The organism is Bradyrhizobium sp. 155, assembly GCF_023101105.1.
GTDB lineage: Bacteria > Pseudomonadota > Alphaproteobacteria > Rhizobiales > Xanthobacteraceae > Bradyrhizobium > Bradyrhizobium canariense_D.
This window is the reverse complement of the sequence record NZ_CP064704.1, coordinates 2,031,418-2,045,344: the sequence shown is the minus strand read 5'-3', so window position 1 is coordinate 2,045,344 and position 13,927 is coordinate 2,031,418. Positions and strand designations below refer to the sequence as shown.

11 protein-coding genes are annotated in these 13,927 nt (G+C 64.7%); 3 read left to right on the top strand and 8 right to left on the bottom strand.

Going from position 1 to position 13,927, the window contains the following annotated elements:
* Positions 1-27: 27 nt before the first annotated feature.
* Together uvrA and IVA93_RS09905 are read left to right on the top strand one after the other, a co-directional pair.
* Positions 28-2,541, top strand: coding sequence for an excinuclease ABC subunit UvrA (uvrA, locus tag IVA93_RS09910; protein ID WP_026233381.1), 2,514 nt, complete (start codon positions 28-30; stop codon positions 2,539-2,541).
* A 153-nt stretch (positions 2,542-2,694) separates the two neighbouring features.
* A complete protein-coding gene (locus tag IVA93_RS09905) occupies positions 2,695-4,005 on the top strand; it encodes an ABC transporter substrate-binding protein (RefSeq protein WP_018457488.1) in 1,311 nt (436 codons plus the stop codon).
* Positions 4,006-4,275: 270 nt separating this feature from the next.
* Here the strand turns inward: IVA93_RS09905 and IVA93_RS09900 are convergent, their stop codons facing one another.
* The 8 genes from IVA93_RS09900 to IVA93_RS09865 form a co-directional block, all read right to left on the bottom strand.
* Positions 4,276-5,445, bottom strand: a complete 1,170-nt coding sequence (locus tag IVA93_RS09900) for a Gfo/Idh/MocA family protein (RefSeq protein ID WP_026233380.1) — start codon at positions 5,443-5,445, stop codon at positions 4,276-4,278.
* A 42-nt stretch (positions 5,446-5,487) separates the two neighbouring features.
* A complete protein-coding gene (locus IVA93_RS09895) occupies positions 5,488-5,799 on the bottom strand; it encodes a septal ring lytic transglycosylase RlpA family protein (RefSeq protein WP_026233379.1) in 312 nt (103 codons plus the stop codon).
* 102 nt (positions 5,800-5,901) lie between these two features.
* Positions 5,902-6,747 carry a CmcJ/NvfI family oxidoreductase gene (locus tag IVA93_RS09890; RefSeq protein ID WP_247294798.1) on the bottom strand — a complete coding sequence of 282 codons (846 nt, stop codon included), beginning with the start codon at positions 6,745-6,747 and terminating at the stop codon, positions 5,902-5,904.
* A 405-nt stretch (positions 6,748-7,152) separates the two neighbouring features.
* Positions 7,153-8,253 carry an LLM class flavin-dependent oxidoreductase gene (locus IVA93_RS09885; RefSeq protein WP_018457484.1) on the bottom strand — a complete coding sequence of 367 codons (1,101 nt, stop codon included), beginning with the start codon at positions 8,251-8,253 and terminating at the stop codon, positions 7,153-7,155.
* A gap of 29 nt (positions 8,254-8,282) precedes the next feature.
* On the bottom strand, positions 8,283-9,455 hold the full coding sequence (locus tag IVA93_RS09880; RefSeq protein WP_018457483.1) for an acyl-CoA dehydrogenase family protein: 1,173 nt from the start codon (positions 9,453-9,455) through the stop codon (positions 8,283-8,285).
* Positions 9,449-10,249 (bottom strand): ABC transporter ATP-binding protein, encoded by an 801-nt coding sequence (locus tag IVA93_RS09875; RefSeq protein WP_018457482.1) that lies wholly within the window; start codon positions 10,247-10,249, stop codon positions 9,449-9,451. Before IVA93_RS09875 ends, IVA93_RS09880 begins: the two co-directional genes overlap by 7 nt.
* Positions 10,243-11,265, bottom strand: a complete 1,023-nt coding sequence (locus IVA93_RS09870) for an ABC transporter permease (protein WP_247294801.1) — start codon at positions 11,263-11,265, stop codon at positions 10,243-10,245. The genes IVA93_RS09875 and IVA93_RS09870 overlap by 7 nt, the downstream gene beginning before the upstream one ends.
* On the bottom strand, positions 11,243-12,346 hold the full coding sequence (locus tag IVA93_RS09865) for an ABC transporter substrate-binding protein (RefSeq protein ID WP_085360713.1): 1,104 nt from the start codon (positions 12,344-12,346) through the stop codon (positions 11,243-11,245). The genes IVA93_RS09870 and IVA93_RS09865 overlap by 23 nt, the downstream gene beginning before the upstream one ends.
* 475 nt (positions 12,347-12,821) lie before the next feature.
* Here IVA93_RS09865 and IVA93_RS09860 point away from each other — a divergent pair, with 475 nt between their 5' ends.
* Positions 12,822-13,802, top strand: coding sequence for an ABC transporter substrate-binding protein (locus IVA93_RS09860; protein ID WP_247542086.1), 981 nt, complete (start codon positions 12,822-12,824; stop codon positions 13,800-13,802).
* Positions 13,803-13,927: the final 125 nt, after the last annotated feature.

Below are 13,927 nucleotides of genomic sequence, written 5' to 3'. Positions count from 1 at the left end.
CTCCCATGCGTGGGCCGGAGCAGCGAGATGGACGACCGATCAAGACACCCCGATGACCTGATGCAGGATGACGGCTTCGTTCGCGTGCGGGGCGCGCGTGAGCACAATCTCAGGAACGTCGACGTCAGTATTCCGCGCAACGCCCTCGTCGTGTTCACCGGCGTGTCGGGCTCCGGAAAATCCTCGCTCGCCTTCGGAACGGTCTACGCCGAGGCGCAACGGCGATATCTGGAATCGGTGTCGCCTTACGCGCGGCGCCTCTTCCACCAGATGCAGATCCCTGAGGTGGACGACATCGAAGGCCTGCCGCCCGCCGTAGCGCTCCAGCAGCAGCGCGGCGCGCCGACGACGAGGTCGTCCGTGGGCAGCGTGACGACCATCTCGAACCTGCTCAGGATGCTCTATTCCCGTGCCGGCGAATACCCGCGCGGACAAAGGATGCTCTATGCGGAATCGTTCTCGCCGAACACGCCGGAAGGAGCCTGCCCGACCTGTCACGGTATCGGCAGGATGCTCGACGTCACCGAGAAGTCCATGGTGCCCGACGACACCCTCACCATTCGCGAGCGCGCCGTCGCGGCGTGGCCGAGTGCCTGGCAGGGGCAGAACCTCCGGGACATCCTGACCACGCTGGGCTACGACGTGGACAAGCCCTGGCGTGAGCTGCCCAGGAAGGACCGCGACTGGATCCTGTTCACGGAGGAGCAGCCGACCGTTCCGGTCTATGCCGGTTACGACTTGGCCGAGGTCAAACGGGCCCTGCGCCGCAAGGAGGAGCCGAGCTATCAGGGCACGTTCACCGGCGCCAAGCGCTACGTGATGCAGACCTTTGCCAAGTCCGAGAGTGCGATGATGAAGCGCCGCGTCGCGCAATTCATGATCACCCAGGACTGCCCGACCTGCCATGGCACGCGATTGAAGCCCGAGGCACTCAAGGTCAAATTCGCCGGACTTGATATCGCCGAGATGTCTCATCTGCCGCTCGAGAAGCTGCAGGAGGTGATGAACCCTTTCGCGGAGACTTCGACCGTCGGAGCATCGGAGAAAACCATCGTCGCCAGGCGCATCTGCGAGGATCTGTCGGCGCGGCTGGCCGTCCTGCTCGACCTCGGCCTCGGCTATCTCGCCTGCGAGCGCAGCACGCCAACGCTGTCGCCCGGCGAGTTGCAGCGGCTGCGGCTTGCGACCCAGGTTCGCTCCAACCTGTTCGGCGTCGTCTATGTGCTCGACGAACCGTCGGCAGGTCTGCATCCCGCCGACACCGAGGCGCTGCTGCGGGCGCTGGACCGGCTGAAACACGCGGGCAATTCGATCTTCGTGGTCGAGCACGAGATCGAGGTGATCAAGCATGCCGACTGGCTGGTGGATGTCGGGCCTGATGCCGGCGAAGGCGGCGGGAACATCCTCTATAGCGGACCGCCCTCAGGACTCGGGCAGGTCGCGCAATCGCGAACCGCCCATTATCTCGCGCATCCACGAAAGCCGCTGCCGATGGTCCGCCGCCAGCCGAAGGCGCATCTGAAAGTCCGGGGTGTGACCCGGAATAATCTCCGCGGCCTCGACGTCGATATCCCGCTCGGCGTTCTCGCCAGCGTGACCGGCGTGTCGGGCTCCGGCAAATCGAGCCTGATCAGCCAATTCCTCGTCGATGCCATGGCGGAGCATCTCGGCCATGCACGGGCTGCGGACGCGGACGACGATAGCCTGGCACCCACAGTCGAGACATTGGGCGGCGAGATCGTCGCCGGCCTCGACCAGGTCGATCGTCTCGTCGTGGTGGATCAGAGGCCGATCGGCCGCACGCCGCGATCCAACCTTGCAACCTATACCGGCCTGTTCGACCACGTCCGGAAGCTGTTCGCCGTGACGCCGCAGGCAAAGTCCCGCCGCTACGATGCCGGGCGCTTTTCCTTCAATGTCGCGAAGGGCCGATGCAGCACCTGCGAAGGCGAAGGATTTGTCTGCGTCGAGCTTCTGTTTCTTCCCAGCGTCTATGCGCCCTGCCCGACCTGCAAGGGCGCGCGCTACAATGACAAGACGCTGGAGGTGAAGATCCGCGGAAAATCCATCGCGGATGTGCTGGCGATGCGCGTCGACGAAGCCTTCGAATTCTTCCACGAAGATCCAACCCTCAACCGGTCCCTATCGGTCGTCCGCGAGGTCGGGCTCGGCTATATTCGTCTCGGTCAGTCCGCCACCGAATTGTCGGGCGGGGAAGCCCAGCGCATCAAGCTTGCGACCGAGCTCATGCGGCCGCAACGCGGTCACACGCTCTATGTCCTGGACGAGCCGACCACCGGTCTTCATCCCAGGGATGTCGAGCGGCTGATCGCCCAACTCGAGCGCATCGTGGACGCCGGCAACAGCGTGGTCGTGGTCGAGCACGACATGGATGTCGTCTCTCATAGCGACTGGATCATCGACCTCGGTCCCGGCGCCGGCGAGGAAGGCGGCCGTATCGTGTCGTCGGGGACGCCGCGAGAGGTCGCCGCGGCCGGCGGGAAGACCGCTGGCTATCTTGCCCGTCGCTTGAAACAGTAACGGGCGCGCTCATCACCCATTTCGCAATTGCGTTCTGCGTCGCGGAGACCGGACCCCGACTTTCGCCATGTTGACTTTCCGCCGCCCCGCTCCCCATACTTCGAAAAAGAATAACAAGACCAAATCATAAGACGATCTTTGAGGGAGGATAGGATGCCCACTTCACGCAGGCAGCTGCTGAAGAGCTCGGCGGCTGCCGCCGCCGCACTCAGCCTCGATTGGACACGGGCCCAGGCGCAAGCCGAGAATTTGCGCATCGGCTTGATCTACGACCTCACCGGTCCGTTTGCCGCCGGCGGCTCGGTCGCCTCCTCGGTCGGCGCGCAGATCGCCATCGACCTCGTCAACGAAAAGGGCGGCATCGGCGGCAAGACCAAGATCGTGCCGGTCGCGGCGGACTCTCAGAGCAAGGCCGACGTCGCCATCAACGAGGCCGAGCGGCTGATCAGCCAGGAAAAGATCGACATCATCAACGGCGTCTATTCCAGCGCGCATGCGGTGCCGATGGCGGCGAAGGTCGAGCAGCAGAAGAAGATCCTCTGGATCACCACCGCGGTCTCGACCGCCGTGTTCAAGGACAAGAACCTGCAATATGTGTTTCGCGCGCAGATCCATTCCGATCAGTACGGCCAGGCCTTCGCGGGCTTCGTCGCCGAGCACGCGCAAGGCAAGCTCGGCATGGACCCGAAGGACGTCAAGGTCGCGCTGATCCACGAGGACGGCCCTTACGGCGTCGGCGTCGCGGCGGCCGACGAGGCCTATGCCAAGCAGGCGGGCATCCAGGTGGTGATGCGCGAAGGCTATTCGGCTTCCGCGCCCGATCTCTCGGTGCTCGTGACCAAGCTCAAGCGCGCCAAGGTCGATGTGATCTCGCACGCCGGCTACAACCCCGACATCACCCTGTTCCTGCGCCAGGCCCGCGAGAGCGGATTGCGCTTCAAGATGCTGTTCGGCGCGGGCGCCGGCTACAGCCAGCTCGACAAGCTGCGCGCGACCTTCGGCCCCGACATCGACAATTTCTGCAACATCGATCCGGTGCCGGCGCAACTGCTCGATGCCTCCAAGCTCGCGCCTGGAATCGGCGACCTGACCAAGACCATGGTCTCGCGCTACCAGGCCAAGACCAGCGCCACCGACGTGCCGCCGCATTGCTCGATGGGTTTCAACCAGACCTGGATCTTGCTCAACAACGTGCTGCCGGTCGCCAAGGAGAAGTACGGCAGCTTCGAGCCCGAGGCCATTCGCAAGGCCGCGCTCGACGTCGACATTCCAGCCGGCGGCACCATCCAGGGCTATGGCGTGAAATTCTTCCCGCCGGGCACGCCGATGTCCGGCCAGAACGAGCGCTCGACCCCGGTGGTGATGCAGAATGCCGGCGAACACATCTCGGTGGTGTGGCCGACGAACATCCGGACGCGGGACCCGGTGTTTCCGCTGCCGAAGGGCTCGACCTACGGGACGTGAGGCTACGCGCCGCGCCGACGGTGCACCCTTTCCCCTTGCTTGCGGGAGAGGGTGGCTCGCCGCGAAACGGCGAGACGGGTGAGGGTTGCCTCCGCGAGCAAACCTCTCTCATTTTAAACCGCGGAGAGAACCCCTCATCCGGCGCTATAGCCGAAGCTACGCTTCGGCGTTCTTGAGAACGGCGGCCGAAGGCCGCCTATGCCACCTTCTCCCGCAAGGGGAGAAGGATTGGCACCGTGCCTGCGGCTAGCTCAGTGAGTTCATCACGCCCTACATCATCACCCTTCGTCCCTCCTCCGCCGCCCAGTATCCCGCGTAGTTCACCTTGATTGTCTCGTACGCCAGCGCGAGGTCCGACAGCGGCTGCCGTCCCGTCGCGGCGCATTCCATGAAGTCCTGGATCTCCTGGAGATAGCCGCGCGTCCACTCCTCTTCGAGGCAGACATATTGCCAGCCGGTTTTGCGGTCGACCTTCTCGGTGATGTAGACGGAGGCGAGTTTCTCCTCGGAGGTCTGGTAGCTCATCAGATGATCATTCGGCGTGATGTTGGCGAACAGCGAGCCGCCTGACGTGTAGGTCTCGATCAGATTGCGCACGCCGCCCATGATCATGTCGCCGGAGAACACGGTGGCCTTGGTGCCGTCCGAAAACGTCGCGGTCAGCGTGCCCCAATCCTCGACGTCGACAGGATTGGCCTTGATGTAGGTGCGCTCCTCCGGCTTGAGGATGGCCGTGACATTGCCGACATCGCCGCTGACGCTGGCGACGCGGATGGTTTCACCGCGCGCCTTGGCCTCGACCTGCTTGAGATACAGCACCGCCGAGAGCGGATGGCAGCCCATCCGGATCAGCGAGCCGCCCCCGGTCATCGCCCATTGCGCGGCATGGGCCGCATGCGATCCGGAATGGCTCTCCTCGCCCTTCATGAACAGGATTTTGTCCTTGGTCGCTCTCAGAATCTCCGCGGTCTTGGTCACGGCCGGCGCGTAGATCCAGTCCTCGGCATACATGAAGAGCTTTCCGGTGCGCTCGATCGCGGCACGCGTGGCGTCCATCTCTTCCAGCACGCGCTCATACATCAGCGCCTTCGCCACATGCCTGCCGATCGGCTGCCGGTCGCCGTCGCGGCCGAAATAGCCGGCGAACGGCTTTTCGCAGATCACATGCTTGCCGGCCTGCATGGCGGCGACGATCATCCCCGCATGAAGATTGGGCGGCGTGCAGATGTCGATGACATCGAGCTCGCGGTCTGCGATCAGCTCGGCGAAGCTGCGATAGACCCGTTGGATCTGGTGGCGGCCGGCGAATTCGACGACATGGTCGCCGCGCGCAGCGACCGCCGCGACCTCGACATCCACCCCGTAGACGCGCCGGAACGCATACATATGCAGCTCCGACACGAAGCCGCAGCCGACGAGTCCCACCCTGATCCTGGCCATAGCGCCCCCCGCTTTGGGCGGCACTATAGCGTGCTGGCAGGTCTATTCCACCGAGACCCGCACCACGCCGGCGCTCATCATGCCCAGCGCCTTGGCAGCCGGCACCGAGAGATCGACGATGCGGCCGCGGATGAAGGGGCCGCGATCGTTGACGCGGCACTGAATCGAGCGGCTGCCGTAGGACACCCTCAGCACGCTTCCGAACGGACGCGTCCGGTGCGCGCAGGTCAGCTCACCTTTCCCGGCTTTTCCGTAGCTGTAATAGGAGGCAAGCCCGCTTTCGGCCTGGGCAAAGGAAACTGCAGAAAGCGAAAACGTAGCAAGGCAAGAAAATAACGTGGTCTGCGCTCGCACGGCACCCCTCCGGGTTGGCCTGCCCGGGCGCAAACGTTTGTCGGTTCCCGTGGGTTCCTGAGCCACTGCCGGGCCGCGCCCGGCAGTGCCATCACAGTTCTGTTACTGTTTGTGGAATACGAGCGTCCGAACCTCGATGCTCTCGCGCGGCGCGGCATCGGCCGGCGTGGTCGGATCGACGAACGCGGCGTGCGGCCCGAAGCGGGTGCGGCCATCGGTTGCGGAATCGTAGCACTTGAGCAGCAGTGCTTCGTCCGCCGTCATCTCGGGGAAATAGAACCAGCGATGGTTCGGATTGTATTTCACCGAATAGATTTCGCCGCGACGGTTGGGATAGATCAGATCCGAGGCGACGAGATCGTCGGGCGCAACCGTCGTGCCGTCGGCCATCGCCAGCGGCGAATCTCGCAAAGGACCGCGGATCGGCCGCCACAGATTGATCACCTGGACGCGGCCCTTCAGCAACTCTTCGGCCTCGTCGGGCAGATGCTCGCGCACGCGGTTGGCGCCTGAGACGGCGGTCTGATCCACGTGGACGCGCGTTGCCGGCTGACGCGGGCCACCGTCGCGGATGTCCGCGGCACCCTCAACGCGCCTGCGCACGGTATGGTCGAAGATGACGACGCGGTCGGCTTTCAGCGTTGCGCGCAGGAAGGCCTCGACGGCGGGATAGTAGACCGCCTTGATTTCCTCCTCATTAGAGAAGTCCTTCACCTGATGTGGATGCCGCACCAGCGCAAAGCCTTCGCGGTCGAGCGAGATGTTTTGTGCGATCAGCCGGGCATCGAAGATCGGTACCTGATGCGGCTCCGGCAATGACGTGCTTTTGGGCTCGCCAGGCGGTGGATCGAAGGCGTAAGTGCGCGGCTTGCCCGAAACCGGCGCGAGGTAATTGAGTTCAGCGGTGACGAAGGGAAGCGATTCGATTTTTGTTTCTTGTAGGCCCATGGCCGGTCTCCCGATGTGGTCGTCTGGATGATTTTTGAAGACACCGGGCGTACTGCAAGGGAGTTGGTGCAAATAGCAATGCGAGTGCTGTCGCTGGCATGAAACGCAGAACAAACGCATCGCGAAATCCGGCCGGGTTGGAATGCGCCCTGCCCGCTTCACGGATGCTTGAGAGCCTTTTGAGATCTCGTGCCCCGGACGCAGCGCATCACGCAGTGGTACGCTGCTGAGCCGGGGCCTATCTCACCGGGAGCATCTGTGCGGCATGGGTCCCGGCTCTGCGCAGTAGCGATCTCGGCCGCCTCGAGCTTCTGCTTGATCAGACCCCAGTGAAGGTAGAGGTCGATTTCGCTCTGCTCGTCCGCGACCAGCCGAACATTATCGCGTCGGCCAGCATGAGACGGATCATTCCGCCGCCTCGCCGCGAACAGGCTGGCGCTTGGCGATCAGCTCGCGCGTCAGCGGGATCAGCTCACGGCCATACTCGATGGCATCGGGAAGCGGATCGAAGCCGCGGATCAGGAAATGGCTGACGCCGAGGTCGCAATAGTCGCCGAAGACCTCGGCGACCTGCTCGGGCGTGCCGACCAGCGCGGTGGTGTTGCTGTTGGCGCCGGTGAGCTTTGCGATCTCGGTCCACAGCCGCTTGTCGATGCGGCTGCCCTGGTCGGCGAGCGAGAGCAGACGCCGCGCGCCAGCGGTGGCATGGCCGTCGGCGGGCTTGCGATAGCCGGTCTTGTCCTGGAGCGCGGTGGCGCGCGCAAGAATCTCGTCCGCCTTTTCCCAGGCCTGCTTCTCGGTCGGAGCGATGATCGGCCGCACCGAGAGGCTGAAGCGCGGCGTCCGACGGCCCTGCCTGACGGCCGCATTGTGAACCCGCGAGGTGACGTCGCGCACCTGCGCATAGGATTCACCCCACAGCGCAAAGGTGTCGGCATGCTTGCCCGCGACGTCGATCGCAGCGTCAGAGCCACCACCGACGAAGGTGTAGATGCCGGCCTTCTGCAGCGGCTTCACCTGCGAAAAACCGTTCTCGACGTTGTAGTACTTTCCGCTGTAGTTGAACGGCTTCTCGCTGGTCCATTCCAGCTTCACCACGTCGAGAAACTCGCTGGTGCGGGCGTAACGCTCGTCCTTGTCGTCGAGCGTATTGCCGTCCTGCCTAAGCTCGGCTGCATTGCCGCCGGTGATGACGTGGAGCGAGACGCGGCCTCCATAGAGTTGGTCAAGCGTCGCAAGCTGCCGCGCGAGCAGCGTCGGCGCGGTAAAGCCCGGTCGCTGCGCGATCATCACTTTCAACGATTTGGTGATGGTCAGCACATGCTGTGCGACCTGGAGCGCATCGGGCGTGGTTGAATGGAACGCCAGCAGCGCACGATCGAAACCCGCGAGCTCATGCGCCTTCGCCACCGTCTCGATATAGGCGGCATCGAGCACCGGGCCCTGGCGTACGATGGTCTCGGAAGCATTGCTGTTGGCGATAAAGCCGATGAACTCGACCGACATGATGTTCTCCCTGAATGTTTGGCGGCAGGCTAGAGGCCCAATGCGGCACGGCCGAGGCCGGTGCGCGTGGAATCGTCCTGCGGCGTGTGCACGCGACCGCACAGGACGTCGCGATAGTGCCGCTCCAGCGGATTGGCGCGGGACAGGCCGTGATTGCCGGTCAGCGACAAGGCATTCTCGACCGCGGCGACGGCGTTATTGGTGACGGCCAGCTTGATGACGTTGGACTCGGCCGCGGAAAGCGCGACACCGTCATCGAAATCACCGGCAAAGGATGCGATCAGCCGTGCATTGACGATGAGCCGCGCCTCGATCGCGCCAAGGATCTCCTGCGCCCGCGGCAAGGTCGCAAGCGGCGCGCCCAGGCTGGCAGGGACCCGCTGCTTCAGGAACCCGACCAGCCAGTCGCGTGCAGCCCGCGCAACGCCGTCATAGATCGCGGCGACAAAGATCGTGTGGACCGTCGCCTGCGCCACATCAGGTGCGCGCCAGTCCGCCGGCTCGCGCACATCGATCTCGGCATCGAGGGGTATCACGACGTCCTCGAAGATGACGTCGTGGCTGCCGCTGGCCCGCAGGCCGTGATGATCCCATGTCTCGACGATGCGCGTGCCTGGCAGGCCCGCCGGCACCAGGAACTGTCCAACGCGCGGCTCGGCTTCGTCCGTCCGCGCCCAGACCAGATACCATTTCAGGATCGGCGATCCCGTCGAATAGATCTTGTGCCCCGAGAGCCGCCAGCCGGTCTCGGTCCGACGTGCAATGGTCGCGGGCAGGCCGCCGCGCGCAGGCGAGCCCAGTTCGGGCTCGACGCGGAGCGCATTGACGAGCGCAAGGCCTTCGACGCTCTCGCGCGCGAGCTTGCGCGACAGCCGCGCCGGCCAGGTCGGGCTCCGTGCCATCACCAGATGGTTGATGTAGTGCATCGACAGCACCAGCGCTGTCGACGGATCGGCCTTGCCGATGATGCCGAGGACGCGGGCGGCGTATCGTGCGCCAGCTCCGGCCCCGCCATGGGCGGCAGGCACCGTCAGCGACAGCAGGCCTGCTTCGGAAAGCTCGCGAAAGTTCTCGAACGGGAAGCTGCCGGTGCGATCGTGCTCGGCCGCGCGGGCGGCGAAAGCCTCGGCCAGCGCCTCGGCACGTGCGATGTAGTCGGGCTCGTGATGCGCCGCGCGGCCCTTGGCGATCGAAGTCACCATGTGGCGTCCAATCCGAGCAGGCCAAGGATCTGGCGGCGCAAATCCACCAGATACGGATCGCCGCGATGGCGCGGATAGGACCGGTCGACACGGATGTCTGCCTTCACACGCGCCGGGCGGTCGCTGAACACGATGACGCGGTTGGCGAGCACCAGCGCCTCCTCGGCGTCATGCGTCACCAGCAGCGTGGTAAAACCCTTGCGCTGCCACAGTGAGACCAGCTCGGCCTGCATGGTGATGCGGGTCAGCGAGTCGAGCTTACCGAGCGGTTCGTCGAGGATGAGGATTTTGGGATCATTGACCAGTGCGCGGGCCAGCGCGACGCGCTGCGCCATGCCGCCCGAGAGCTGGTGCGGATAGGCATTGCGGAAGGACGATAGCCCGACGAGATCGAGCGCGGCATCGACGCGATGACGCTGGCTCTTCAAGATGCCCTGCGCCTCCAACCCGAGCGCGACGTTGTCCCAGACCGTGCGCCAAGGAAACAAGGTGGGATCCTGGAACACGACGACGCGCGACGGGTGCGGTCGCGTGATGCGCGCCTCGTCCTCGCGCAGCGTTCCGGACCGGGGCTTGTCGAGGCCTGCGACGAGGCGCAGCAGCGTGGACTTGCCGCAGCCGGAGGGGCCGAGCAGCGCAACGAACTCGCCCGGCTCGACGGAGATGCTGACGTCGCTGAGCACCGGCAGCTCGGCGCCGTCGATGTCGAAGGCGTGGCTGACCTGCTCGATGTCGAGCGCGGCACCGGCCGCCGGGTGAGCGTCGAAGTCAGCCAGTGCGGTTGCGGCTACCATTTCACTGTCCCCTTTTGCCAAACCAGCAGGCGATCGCGGATCGCAAACAGCAGCGTGATCGCGCCGGAGCAGAGCAACGACATCACGATCAGCGCCGCATACATGTTGGCATAGGCGGCCCAGCCCTGCGCCCATTGCAGGTACCAGCCGAGTCCTGCCTTGACGCCGATCATCTCGGCGACGACGAGCACGGCAAAGGACGAGCCGAGCCCCATGAACAGGCCCACGAAAACGTGCGGCAAGGCCGCGGGGATCGCGACCTTCAGCACCAGGAAGGAAGGCTTCGCCCCGAGCGTCCGCGCGACGTCGTAATATGCGTTGCTCACGCTCGCGACACCCGACCAAGTCAGCACGGTGACCGGGAAGCCGGTTGCCAGCGCGATCAGAAAGCTCGATGCGCTCCAGCTCGACGGAAAGGTGAAGAAGGCGATCGGCAGCCAGGCGGTCGCCGGCAACGGGCCGATGAAGCGCAGCACCGGATGCACCCAATAGCCGACCGCGCGCGACCAGCCGATCGAGACGCCGGTCAGGAAGCCGACCGTCGCGCCGATCAGATAGCCGCCGAGCTGGAGCTTGACCGAGGCGAACACGCTGTCGAGCAGTTTTGGCAGATCGTCGGTGTAGACCTCGATGATCGATTGCGGCGGCGGAAAGAACGGCAACGGTAGCCAGGCGAATTTTGCCGTCGCGACTTCCCACAGGGTCAGGACAACGCCGAGCACGACGAGCCACGGCGCGCGCTGGCGCAAGGCCCGGCCCGTCGAACCGAGGTAATCGGCGCCGACCGTCCCGAACAACGCGATCGCTGCGATGACAAACGCGGCAATGCCGAGCGAATGGGTCCGCGACCAGTCGCCGACGTCCTCCCACCACAGGCAGGACAGGCCGAAGGCAATCCACGCCACGCTGGCGAGAATGCCGGCACCGGAGTCCCGGACCCAGCTCGTCAGCCAGGGTGCGCGCGAGAGGCGCGGCGCGCCGGAGGCAAGGCCGTCAGACAGCGAATACGTCGACATAGATGCGCTCCGCGAATCTGGCCGTATCGGTGCTCTGCTTGAACACCTGCACGCTCTTGAGATCGTCGGCATAGGCCTTGAGCTCGCGCTTTAGCACTTCGCCGACGGGGTGATGGTGATGAGTGTGGTAGCGCACCATGCCCTCGATATCCGTGAGCGACGCCGTCTTCGGCGCGTAAGGCTGGAACGATTTCGCCGTCACAGACGGATTTTGCGCGGTGAACATCGCGGCATCAAGCAGCGCCTGCGTCAGGGCGCGCGCGACCAGCGGCTCCTCGCGCACCAGGCTGCCGCGCAGGCCGAGGATGCAGCAGCTCTTGTCGCGATACTCGCCATCGAGATTGGAGGCGACCTCCTTGTACTGGCTGTCCTTGAGCCAGAGATAACCCAGCGGGTCGGACGACAGGAATGCCTGCACCTCGCCCTTCTCGACGGCGACGTTGAGAAGGTTGCCGGGATAGGCGCGCCAGTCGACATCCTTGTTCGGATCGATACCGAGCTTGGCGAGCTGAATGGAGAAGAAATTCTTGTCTGGGCCGCCGAGATCACCGACCGCGACGATCTTGCCCTTGAGATCGGCAAGCTTGCTCACGCTGGAATCGGCGCGGGTCAGGACCCGCATGCAGCCACCGTGGGTGCCGGCGGCAATCTTGACGTCAAAGCCCTGCTCCAGCGGCTTTAGCCAGCGCAGCGCCATGCCGAGACCGGCATCGCTCTTGCCGGTTGCGATGGCCTCGAGCAGCTGGTCGGTCGAACCGGAATAATTGATGAGCTCGATGTCGAGATTATGCTTCTGGAACAAGCCGTGCTCGATGGCGACCGGCACCGGGGCGAGACAGACCGCGCCCGCGTTCCAGGATAGCTTGAGCTTGCGCGGCGCGCCGGTGAGCGCGGGCACATCCGACGCAGTCCGGCACAGCGGAAACTCCGAGAGATCGACGCCGGGCGCGATTGTCCGCGGCGCAAAGGCCTGTGCCGCACCGAAGGCACCGAGCGGCGCAGCGAATGCCGCAGCTAATCCCGCCTGGAGCAAATGGCGCCGGTCGAGCCTCGATCCGTCGCGCTTGTCGTCGTCGTTCATCCGTCTCCACTCCTGCGCTGGCACGGCTCCGCCATCGGCACAACAGCTTGCGTTGCGCCTGTTCCGTGCGGACCTGCGTCGAGAGAAAATCTTTTCGCCGGCGCCTGCTCGGTGCCTTGATGCGATGCGCAAATCATGCGGCGCGTTCGCCGTATCGTCAATGAAATGGAATTTCGAATGTGGCACGAAGCGAAGTCATTCTCTCCACCGGTGCGTGCGAGGACGACGAAAGGATTTCCGCCGATGGATCGATTGACGGAGCACGGGGCTACTCCCTCTCCTGCTTCATTTTTGCGCAGCATCAGTGGCGCATACCGCACGTTCTCGAAATCGGCGCCTCGCTGAAACGTCCTTGCCGATCGCGCGCGCAATACGGTTAGCCATTTCATTGACCGCGCATCATGCGGCCATAGACTTGATCGTCTCGATGCATCGTTCGCTCACGCGTCGTGGGCAAAGCAACAAGACAGGCCACATGAGCATCAACTCCCTCGATCATTCCATCGCGCGCCGGCTCGCTGCATCGCTGCTTGCCGCCGCCATCACCCTGTCGACGGCCGCGGCGTCGTTCGCAGCCGATGCCGTCGTGCTGCGGGTCGGCGACCAGAAGGGCGGCAATCGTTCGCTGCTCGAGATCTCGGGCTACGCGAAGGATCTGCCTTACAAGATCGAGTGGTCGGAATTCCCCGCGGCAGCTCCAATCCTGGAGGCGCTCAACGCCGGCGCGCTCGACGTCGGCTATACCGGCGACCTTTCGTTCCTTTCCGTCTACGCGGCCGGCGCGCCGATCAAGGCGATCGGCGGCACAAGGTCGGATGCCAAGACACAAGCCATCCTCGTGCGCCAGGATTCCCCGATCAAATCGGCCGCCGACCTCAAGGGAAAACGCCTCGCCGGCACGCGCAGCGGCTGGGGCCAGTTTCTGATCGACGCCACGCTGGAGAAGGCGCAGATCAGGCTGGAGGACGCGACCTTCGCGCCGCTCGGCCCGGTCGACGCCAAGATCGCGCTGGTTGCGGGCTCGATCGACGCCTGGGCGGTGTGGGAGCCCTACGTCTCGTTCGCGACGCTCAAGGACAAGGCCCGCGTCATCGCCAATGGCGAGGGCCTGACGCCGACCATCACCTTCATCGTCGCTTCCGACAACGCCATCGCCACCAAGCGCGCAGCGGTGCAGGACCTCGTGCAGCGGCTGAACAAGGGGCGGCTGTGGTCGCTGGATCATCTCGGCGAGTACGCCAAGAGCACGGCCGAGTTGACCAAGCTGCCGGAGGATGTGCTGCTCTCGGCCTACACCGCGCAGCGCACCAGCCCGATTCCGATCGACGAGAACGTCGTGAAGGAGGTGCAGGAAGCCTCCGACCGCTCGACGCGCTACGGCATCCTGCCGAAGAAGCTCGACGTCAGCAAAGCCGTCGACCGCAGCTTCACCGCTGCGGCCGCGGGATCGAACTAGGCGGAGGCGGCGGGATGCGCGGGCTCCGTCTCAACGCTGGCCCGCTGCATCTCGCCGCGATCTTACTCGCGCATTTGGCCTGCATGAGCCTGATCGTGTGGCTGTCGCTTTAGACGCCAGCCAGG

Coding starts and splice junctions, on each gene's coding strand:
- IVA93_RS09865 (WP_085360713.1), bottom strand. CDS start 12,346: ATGAACGACGACGACAAGCGCGACGGATCGAGGCTCGACCGGCGCCAT.
- IVA93_RS09890 (WP_247294798.1), bottom strand. CDS start 6,747: ATGGGCCTACAAGAAACAAAAATCGAATCGCTTCCCTTCGTCACCGCT.
- IVA93_RS09880 (WP_018457483.1), bottom strand. CDS start 9,455: ATGGTGACTTCGATCGCCAAGGGCCGCGCGGCGCATCACGAGCCCGAC.
- IVA93_RS09900 (WP_026233380.1), bottom strand. CDS start 5,445: ATGGCCAGGATCAGGGTGGGACTCGTCGGCTGCGGCTTCGTGTCGGAG.
- IVA93_RS09860 (WP_247542086.1), top strand. CDS start 12,822: ATGAGCATCAACTCCCTCGATCATTCCATCGCGCGCCGGCTCGCTGCA.
- IVA93_RS09875 (WP_018457482.1), bottom strand. CDS start 10,249: ATGGTAGCCGCAACCGCACTGGCTGACTTCGACGCTCACCCGGCGGCC.
- IVA93_RS09870 (WP_247294801.1), bottom strand. CDS start 11,265: ATGTCGACGTATTCGCTGTCTGACGGCCTTGCCTCCGGCGCGCCGCGC.
- uvrA (WP_026233381.1), top strand. CDS start 28: ATGGACGACCGATCAAGACACCCCGATGACCTGATGCAGGATGACGGC.
- IVA93_RS09905 (WP_018457488.1), top strand. CDS start 2,695: ATGCCCACTTCACGCAGGCAGCTGCTGAAGAGCTCGGCGGCTGCCGCC.
- IVA93_RS09885 (WP_018457484.1), bottom strand. CDS start 8,253: ATGTCGGTCGAGTTCATCGGCTTTATCGCCAACAGCAATGCTTCCGAG.